This window comes from Shewanella sp. (assembly GCF_013214165.1).
In the GTDB taxonomy this organism is placed as follows: domain Bacteria; phylum Pseudomonadota; class Gammaproteobacteria; order Enterobacterales; family Shewanellaceae; genus Shewanella.
This window is the reverse complement of the sequence record NZ_JABSSM010000109.1, coordinates 1-9384: the sequence shown is the minus strand read 5'-3', so window position 1 is coordinate 9384 and position 9384 is coordinate 1. Positions and strand designations below refer to the sequence as shown.

General features: G+C 50.0%; 8 protein-coding genes. 1 reads left to right on the top strand and 7 read right to left on the bottom strand.

What is annotated here, in order from left to right:
• The 6 genes from HRU42_RS19240 to HRU42_RS19215 form a co-directional block, all read right to left on the bottom strand.
• The coding region (locus HRU42_RS19240) for an efflux RND transporter permease subunit (protein WP_295033494.1) at positions 1-2876 on the bottom strand (2876 nt) is incomplete at its 3' end.
• 34 nt (positions 2877-2910) lie between these two features.
• On the bottom strand, positions 2911-4158 hold the full coding sequence (locus tag HRU42_RS19235) for an efflux RND transporter periplasmic adaptor subunit (RefSeq protein ID WP_295033496.1): 1248 nt from the start codon (positions 4156-4158) through the stop codon (positions 2911-2913).
• Between the two features lie 62 nt (positions 4159-4220).
• The gene (locus tag HRU42_RS19230; protein ID WP_295033492.1) at positions 4221-5564 is read right to left on the bottom strand and encodes a TolC family protein; all 1344 of its coding nucleotides are present in this window, start codon (positions 5562-5564) and stop codon (positions 4221-4223) included.
• A gap of 228 nt (positions 5565-5792) precedes the next feature.
• On the bottom strand, positions 5793-6347 hold the full coding sequence (locus HRU42_RS19225; protein WP_295033490.1) for a hypothetical protein: 555 nt from the start codon (positions 6345-6347) through the stop codon (positions 5793-5795).
• A gap of 159 nt (positions 6348-6506) precedes the next feature.
• Positions 6507-6707, bottom strand: coding sequence for a DUF3012 domain-containing protein (locus HRU42_RS19220; protein WP_295033489.1), 201 nt, complete (start codon positions 6705-6707; stop codon positions 6507-6509).
• Between the two features lie 246 nt (positions 6708-6953).
• On the bottom strand, positions 6954-7319 hold the full coding sequence (locus HRU42_RS19215) for an STAS/SEC14 domain-containing protein (protein ID WP_295033488.1): 366 nt from the start codon (positions 7317-7319) through the stop codon (positions 6954-6956).
• Between the two features lie 154 nt (positions 7320-7473).
• Here HRU42_RS19215 and arfB point away from each other — a divergent pair, with 154 nt between their 5' ends.
• Positions 7474-7890: an alternative ribosome rescue aminoacyl-tRNA hydrolase ArfB gene (gene arfB, locus HRU42_RS19210; protein WP_295033486.1), complete on the top strand. Its 417-nt coding sequence runs from the start codon at positions 7474-7476 to the stop codon at positions 7888-7890.
• A gap of 262 nt (positions 7891-8152) precedes the next feature.
• On the opposite strand, the gene HRU42_RS19205 is transcribed toward arfB, so the two are convergent.
• Positions 8153-9133, bottom strand: a complete 981-nt coding sequence (locus HRU42_RS19205) for a transposase (RefSeq protein WP_295033484.1) — start codon at positions 9131-9133, stop codon at positions 8153-8155.
• Positions 9134-9384: the final 251 nt, after the last annotated feature.

The window sequence follows — 9384 nt, the reverse complement described above, 5'->3', positions numbered from 1 at the left end:
AGGTAAGTTCCGCTGATAAACAGGGCGACCACCCCCCCGATCAAGGCGAGTGGCACGTTCGCCATGATGAGGGCGACCTGCTTGAGGGAGCCAAATGAGAAGAAGAGTAGCAGGGCAATCAGGCCGATAGAGATAGGCACAACTAACATGAGTTTCTGTTGCGCTCTTTGCTGATTCTCATATTGACCGCCGACGACCACGGTATAACCCGCGGGCAGATTAGCCTGTGGGATAACCGCGTAGATATCCTTTACTACCGAGCCCATATCGCGGCCAGATACGTTGGCCTGCACCACCACTCGGCGCTGCACATCATCGCGGCGAATGTTTGGCGGCGCCATCTCGACTTCGACGCTGGCCACTTCGCCTAGACGTACCGTGGCACCGTTGACGCCGTTGAGGAGAAGATCTCTCAGGGCATCCGGCGAGTTGCGATATTGCTCGCCAAGGCGCACATTGATGTCGTATCTGGCGTTGCCATCGATCACTTGTCCGGCGCTTACCCCACCTATACCTTGGCTAACTAGGCTCATGATCTGATCTACGCTGATGCCATAACGGGCCAGCACATCACGCTTAGGTCTCACCACCAGTTGAGCCTCACCACTGACCTGCTCCAGTGACACATCCACCGCACCCGGTATTTTTGCTACTAGATCCGAGAGTCTCTCTCCGCTGGCTGATAACACGTCTAAATCTGGGCCAAAAATCTTGATCGCCAGCTGAGCCTTGACGCCGGATAGCAGTTCATCGACTCGGGTGGCGATGGGCTGTGAGAAGGTGAACAGCAGTCCAGGGAAGACACTGATTTTCTTCTCCATCAACTTCTGCAGCTCGACTCGGCTCGAGGCTGACTGCCATTCTTCGACGGGCTTGAGGCCAATATAGATCTCGATATTACTCACGGGCTCAGGATCGCCGCCAAGCTCTGGCGCGCCGATGCGGCTCAGGGCATATTCCACCTCGGGGAACTCGAGTAACATCTTTTCTATCTTAGGCGCAACATCGATCGAAGTCTGTAGGCTCGCCGTCGGCGCTAAGGTGATCCGCAAGTTAATCGTGCCCTCTTCGAGTTCAGGTACAAACTCAGTGCCTAATCGTGGCAGCAAGGACATGCTCAGCACAAATAGCGTCACCGCCGTGATAACCACAGCCTTAGGCCGCGCCATGGTTACCGTCAACAGGCGACGATACACAGACTCGATTGGCTTAAGCACCACACTTTCTCTGAGGGTGATACCCGATTTAAACAAGTAAACAGCCAGAGCCGGTACGGCCACGAGCGCCACCACTAAAGCCGACAACATGGCCAGTATGATACTCACGGCCATAGGCTGAAACAGCTTACCTTCGACGCCTTCCAGGGCAAACAGAGGCGCAAACACCACTATGATGATGGCCGTTGCGAAGAAGATAGGGCTACAGACTTCCTTGGCCGCCAACATGACACGCAAGCTAATGGCTGCAGATGTTTTGCCATGGGCCGGTGTCCCGACGCCATCTTCGTCGGCGTGATAAGGATCTGTCTCGCCATCGGCGCGACGGCGGGCCTCATTGAGGTGCTGTCTATCGGGTTGGGTCAGATGTTTGAAGATGTTCTCAACCATCACCACAGAGCCATCCACCAACATGCCGATAGCCACCGCCAGCCCACCTAAGGACATCAGGTTGGCCGACATGCCGAAATATGACATCACCATCAGCGCTAGGCCGATAGAAACCGGAATCGACAGTAACACCAGCATAGTGGCGCGAATGTTGACTAAGAACAGCGCCAAGATCACCACGATAAACACGAACGCCATCAGCAGGGCATCACGCACCGTGGTCACGGCCTGATCAACCAGATCCGATTGATCGTAAAACACCTCGAAGGTCACGCCATCGGGAAGCGCCTGCTCAACCAGTGACGTCCTGGCATTGATATCATCTATGGTCGCCTTAGTGTTAGCACCCATACGTTTGAGGATGACCCCGGCAACGACTTCTCCCAGCGCCTGGGGATCACCCGCCTCGTCACGGCGAGTCATGGTCACAGCGCCGACACGAATTTCGCTGCCGTAAGCCACCTTGGCGATATCACCGACTCTGACTGGTGTTCCCGCCACTTCGGTCAAGGGGATCAGCGCTATGGCCTTGAGCCCAGCATCACCCGCAGGCAAGAGGCCATAGCCTCGAACGACCAGTTGCTCCTGCCCCTGGTCCATAAACCAGCCACCAGCATTGCGGTTATTACTCTCCAGCGCTGTGGTCACTTGCTCCATGGAGAGGCCATAGCTGCGCAGCTTATTCGGGTCGATCTGTACCTGATATTGACGCACCTCACCACCGAACGAGAGCACCTCGGTCACGCCACCGACAGGCATCATGATGAGCTTGACCAGATAGTCGTTGAGACTACGCAGCTCGCTGGCATCTATGCCAGAGCCGGGTTCGGCGCGCAGAATATACTGATAAATCTGACCTAGACCTGAGGTGTTAGGGCCAATTTCTGGCACACCAATACCATCGGGGATCATCTCTCTGGCCGCCTGCAACTGCTCGAACACCAGCTGACGGGCAAAATAGATATCCGTTCCTTCGGCAAACACCACAGTCACCAGCGACAAACCGGTGCGGGATAGTGAACGCACCTCAGTCACGGCGGGCAAGGCATACATGGCCGACTCGACCGGATAACTGATTAACTTCTCAACTTCTTCTGCCGCTAACCCTTCGGCCTCGGTGTTGACGGTAACTTGTACGTTGGTGACGTCTGGAAAGGCATCCAGATTCAATTTGGGTAACATGGCCACACTGGCTATCGCGACAGCAATAAGCGCCAGTACCACCATGAGTCGGTTGCGGATAGCAACCTCAATCAGTCTCTGTAACATAAGAGAGTTCCTTAATTTTTAAGACAGTGGTTATTTAGTGGTTGTGGATATCGAAGCCGGACTTGGCCTGCTCGGAGGCCAGAAAAAAGGCCCCGGATACCACCAGATTACTGCCTGGCGTCAGGCCACGAACTAGGTTCATGCCGCGCTGACGCTCAACCACTTCGACCTCTACCGCTTCGAAGCCATCTTCATCCTGAATAAACACCTGCCAATCGCCATCTCCGCCGCGAGTCAAGGCCGCGTCGGGTAAGATCACCCCACCTTGTACCGCATTAGGCAAGTAGAGCTCGGCAAACTGACCGGCATGGAGCACATGGCCGGTATTTTCCAGACTCAGCAAGATCTGCTCGGTGCGGGTCACACTGTTAAGCTCATGGGAGCGGCCGATGATCTTGGCCTTGATGCTTCGGTCACCAACACGTACTAAGGCTTCACTGCCGATCCTGATGTTTTCCGACTGAGCCGGAGTCACCTGAGCCTCGACCCAGAGATGTGATTCGTCGGTGAGCTGCATCAGTGCGGTTCCCGCGGGGAACACTTGGCCTAACATGGCCAGATCTTGCTGCACCCGCCCATTGATAGGGGCTAATAACTGATAGCTGCCAATAGTGCCTGGGTTTGACGCTAATTTGACGATCTGCGCCGATGTCATCTTCATCGCCTCTAAGATTGCACGTTTGAGCTCGGCATCGACTTGAGCTTGCAGACGGCGGCTGGCACTGACGGCACTCTTACCCATCTGATTTACCCGACTCCACTCGGCCGCGGCATTGATATAATCGGCCTGAGCCTGAGCCACTGCCACGCCACCAAGCGTTAATAAGGGCTCGCCCTTACTCACTTCCTGGCCCGGAACCACATGACGTGCTAACACGCGCACATCGAGCTGGGGCGCTAGGGTCATGGTTCTGTCTCTGTCTACCACCAGCGTCGCCATGGCAACCGCCTCCAAGCTAAATATCTCTTCGGAGAGTTGCGTCACTTCGATACCGGCGAGGGCCTGCTGCACTGCAGTTAGTTTAAGGGCATGCTCCTCTTCACTCTCCTCACCTGCTGTACCATGACCATGGCCATCATCTTCGGCTTGTAGCTTAGCGCTTTCCGTCGTTTCAGCTGTTTCTGCAACCTGGTCATGGCCTTCTCCGGCAAAGGCCGTTGAGGGGCTTGCGACGGCAGCGGTCAAGGTCATTAAAAATGCAAAGCCTATGCTTCTAGCAAGCGTACTCAGATGAAATGGCGCCGCTACGGCTTGTTCTTGCGTGTTCATATCCATGCCCATGCGGTTAAATCTAGTGTTCAAACTGTTGTTAATCGTGTTCATAACTCGCGTTCCCATCTGAATTAGTACTTAGCCGCAGAGGCGTTTTGCCCTGAGCCAGAGTGATTAGTCACTGAACTTATTGCTAACTGAGTATTTAAATATGCTTCCAGCTGTCCACTGGCGCCCATCCAATCGAGCCAGCTGGTATACAGGGCTGTCTCCAGTGATAGACCCGCAAGGTAACTGGTAGACAATTGACGCTGGCTTTGAAGATAAACACTGGTATCTATGTCACCGGCGCGCCATCGCTGCGCCAGACCCGATGCGGCCTCCAGGCCAGAGTTAAGCACCAGCTCACGCCACTCTCGATAACGCTCGGTTAGTCTGGGCATGCTCAAATAAAACTTCTGCTGTTGCTGCTTGAGCACTCGCGCTTGCGCTAGATAGGTTTGCTCGGCAATGGCAATATCCTGACTCGCCACCGCTAAGGTATCGCGGTAGTTATTACGAAACTGCAGCGGGATTGACAATCCTATGCCGACCTTGTTTTCCTCGCCTTCGCGTTCGGCGCTAAGGCTGATGGTAGGATCGGCAGCCGTATCGGCTTTAACTTGCTCGGCGTTGAGCTTGGTCAGCATAACGGCTTGATAAGCACTCTTTAATGCGGGAAGTTGTGGGTCTAGCTGGGTCGACATGCTTGGCAGACTCAATGAACCGATAAACCCACTGAAGGCCATGTCGCTATCACCTAATAGCATCAAGACATCGGTATCGGCTGTGATCGAGTCCTGTTCGGCCATCGCATACTCGGCGGTGCGGCTGGCCACATCCAACTGCACTAGCTGCAAGGCAACCGATGAGAGATCTCCCACCTGAAACTGCTGCCTGGCAATATCCAAAGAGCGCTTAGACGAGGCGAGTTGTCGCCGCTGAAAGTCGAGTGCCTTACGGCTCTGGGATTGCTCTACTAGCGCCTGAATCACGCTTGCCAGCATCTGACTTCGCTCTAGGATGATATCTGCAAGTAACATTTCGGCTTGAAGTTGAGCAATACGGGTGGCGGCGCCGCGCTTATCACCCCAATCTATGGTCTGACTGATATCCAGAGTATAGGTATCGTCGGTGGCATTTTGGTAGCTCACCCCCAGCTCTGGATTATAGATGGCTTGAGCTGCAGCCCTGATGCTGAACTGGGCTTGGGTACGTCTGGCAGCTTGAGCCGCGACTTCAGGCAGAGCGTTGAAGGTTTGCATCAAGTCAGGCAACCAGGCCTTGAAACCCTCTTTACTACTCTGGGGAAACCAAGCTTCACTGCTATTGAGTCTGCTGCCCGCTGCGAGCGAATCTTGGTTAGCAGCCTGAACACATGCTGCACCACCGGTTAAATAGGCTAATAACAGACTGGCTATTATGGTCTTTTTCATTGTATATCCTATCCCTCAAGCCATCTCTTTCAGCAAAAGCTGTGCTGCAAGAATAGGCTCAACCTCAAATAAGGTTGCGCCATATAATGCAGTTCTAAGAGAATGCTTTAGGGTTAAATCATATCTAAGATCGTTTGGCCAAATGGCCTAAAGATCCAGTTAACGTTAGTCATGATTTGGACTTGCGATGGATAAATAGCATTAGGCTATTTAACGCAAGTTTAGGAGTTATACGATTGGAGGGCGGTAATCGGGTAGAGACTCTGGAGGTAAGTAATTACTAACCATGGCGACAAACTCATCGCTTAACGGAACTGAAGGTTCACAGGTTCCGCTGGTCATCACTGTGGCATGTCCACCATGACATTGGCAGTCTAAACAGAGATCGAATAGCTGGGTCTCAGTCTTGCTGATTTGATGGCTATGGCTCTCTGTAGTTGAAGGCGGCTGCTTATAATGAGCAGTCGCTGCAAATGAAGAACCTAAATTTGATGCTAGATAAGCGTGCGATATCGATTCACCATCGGCACAGCGAGTCCTATGCGTTGGATCTTGTTTGCCATGCTCTGAATCGTTATAGCCAAGATCATTGCACGCCGTGCATTGCTCTATCCTAGTCACTTGAGCAGTAAATTGCAGATGAGGGTGGTTTGCCGCTTCTTCGTCGAGGGTGCCAGGATGCAACTGATGCTCAGCCATGTTGCCACCAGCAAACTGCAGCAGCACAACGGCGATCATCGCTATGGCGATCTTGTGAGTGAATTGACGAAAAAGATGCAGCAAAGGGAACCTTATTGATTCAAAAAAACTTACATTAACAGCTAAGAACTAGAAGCTCGAAACTCATAGTTCGAAACGAATGGTTAGGAACTAGCTTCTAATCATCCGACTCAGATTATAATCGAAAGTTCAAAACTGACAATACTTAAATTAAACAGACGATTAAAATACGCAATGCTTAGCGTAATCAGTCGCTTCGTTAGTGCTCCAGTCACCCTTATTTTTCTCACTCATCTGCTTACACCAGTCGTCACTACCGACTTCTGGTGCGCAGCCTGATAGGCCAATAACAAACATAGAAGCTAATGCGAGTGAGCCTAGCTTGAACAGGTTATTCTTGGGAGCTAACTTGATATACGACATGCTGTATTCCTTAAAAATTGTGCTGATGTTTCTCTGAACCTAAAACCCATAGAATGAGCCCATAAACTCAGGGACGATAACACCAATTGATAAACAATATATTACAGTATAGGCAATCAGGTTGTAACCCAAGACACCAAATTAACGACGCCTAGTTACAACCCAAACAGTCCTAACCCAAGTTGCCAGATTTAACGATACCAATTTACCAGCCAAGCCATACTAGCCCAGATTAACGACATCCAGTTACAAGCCAAATTTAGCCGTGATCCACTCGATAGCTTGAGACTTATCATCCAGAGAAAACCAAGCAACTTCACCCTGCATGAAAGGGCCCAACAAGCGTACGGCATTACCGAACCAATCGGGTCCACCAACCAATACCAAGGCATCGAATCTTGGTAGCTGGATTTCCCCTACCCCAGATATAGAATCACTCTCCCAGCCCTCTAACAACACATCGGCTTCGATATAGAGGCAAACCTTGCCCGACTCAGCACTATATTCCTCGATAATGGGAACTATTTTCTCACAATAGTCCAGAGTCGAGAGGCGCCCACTGGCAAATAAACTGATCACACCTTTGGTAATATCGGCGATTTGACATAACATAGACGAGCTCCGCTTCCATCTGCTAGCTAATAATGAGCGAAAGGGTTACCACCTCTTCATTCATCCCAGTAGGATACCTGTTTGAGGTCTTAGACCAAATCGGCACCCAACAACTCAATCGACAAAGGGTAATACAAAACCCGAATCAAAGGCCATGATAAAAATCACTAACCGTGTACTTCTTCAAGAAAATGAACTCGAATGGCAATTTATCCGCTCCAGTGGTGCTGGCGGACAACACCTGAATAAGGTCTCCACCGCCGCTCAATTAATTTTTGATATACGTCGATCATCCCTGCCGGAACTGTATCAACAAAGGCTACTCGCCAAGGCCGATCATCGCATCACTAAGAGCGGTAAAGTCATCATCAAGTGTCAGGCTAGCCGTAGCCAAGATGCGAATCGTCAGACCGCTTTAGCCCAATTTATTGAACTAGTCGCCAGTGTGGGCCACACCCCGAAAAAACGCATCGCCACCAAGCCCACCAAGGGCAGCCAACGTCGACGCGTCGATGCTAAGAAACAGAAAGGCGCGACTAAGGCGCTAAGACGCAATAAGTCAGATTATTAGCAATTAAAATCAAGCCAGCCATCAATTAAAATCAAGCCAGCCATTATAAATCAATCATATAACTCGAATTCAACAAGCAATGGCATCAGGTTTCAACTCTACATTGATTAAAAGTTGGCTATTCCCGATAGCGGCACGCATTCAATCTGTGAAACTCAATAAAATAGAGGGATTTCAAACAAAATAACGATTTTCAGGCATAACCTGTTACCTCAAAAGATTGAGGAGGAAAAAAGGGGGGAAGTGAATTGATTGTATCTAGTTATCTGCTAGGTTCTAGATATTGACAACACTTAGCAAAGTGCCGTCGTCGTTTATCTAAATGTTCACAATAGCTCGTGAGCTCTTGCAAAGTTCCTACAGGGCCATGAAATAATTTACCAAATTCAGAAGTCAGTTTTATCCAGTTATCTGCTGAAATATTCAGTCTAGTTAATAGTTTAGATGCACTTGAAGGTATTGCACCACGCTTGTCATCTCGAATAATCCTGCCCGTTGCATCTACAAGTTCTAGATAATCTTCGAGTGAAAAGTTAATGCCTTTAGATTGATTGAGTCGTTCATCCCCAATAAAAGGCAGTAGCTTTGCCGGCTGTTGGCCTTTTAAAGCTGCCTTTACTCTTATTTTAAGGCTGGTGTAGTCTGAGGTTTCTGGTGTATTGGCCATCTTTGCCCGTATGGGATTGAGCTCTACATATGCCATACAAGCCAGCACCGCGGTTTCGTCGAGTAACGCTTGGCTTTTGAACCGCCCTTCCCAGAAATGCCCTGTGCAGTTATCCTCTTTATTCGCCATCCTCGCGATTGGCTCATTGAGACACCGCATAAACCAGCTTATGTCACTTAATCGACTCCGGTACTGGGCTATTAAGTGTTTCAATTGAGAGACTTGATAGGCTTCGATCACCTCGCCTTGGGCAAATTGTTGGCTTAGCTCTGTGCCCTTAAATATTTGATGCCACTGTCCTACCACCTCTCTGTCACTCCACCTATTGGCAAGTTCGATATCAATACGCAGCACCAGGTGAAGATGATTACTCATGACCGCATAAGCCGCCACATCAATAGCAAAAACACCCGCTAAATTTAATATCTGAGTTTCAATCCAGCCACGTCGATGTTCATAAGATTTCCCTGTAAAATCATCGACTCCCGCGATGAAGGCTTGTCGAACTGTTCGGCTGCAGCAATGGTAGAATAAAGTGTCTTCAATACTAATTTGAGTATTTCGGGGGCGGGGCATAGTAACCTCCTATATCAAGTAATATCTAAAGTTTAGTCGGTAACTATTGATCCATCCATCAATTAACTATGCCTGTCTCTATTACTTCACTGATCAATTAACTATGCCTGTCTCTATTACTTCATTCAATTAACTATGCCTGTCTCTATTTTTTTCTATTTCTTTAATGTCTCCATTTCTTTCATGGCCTTCGTCATCTCACCTGTAGGAGGGTGCTTTAGCCCCGATGTTCATCGATTTATTCTCTCCCG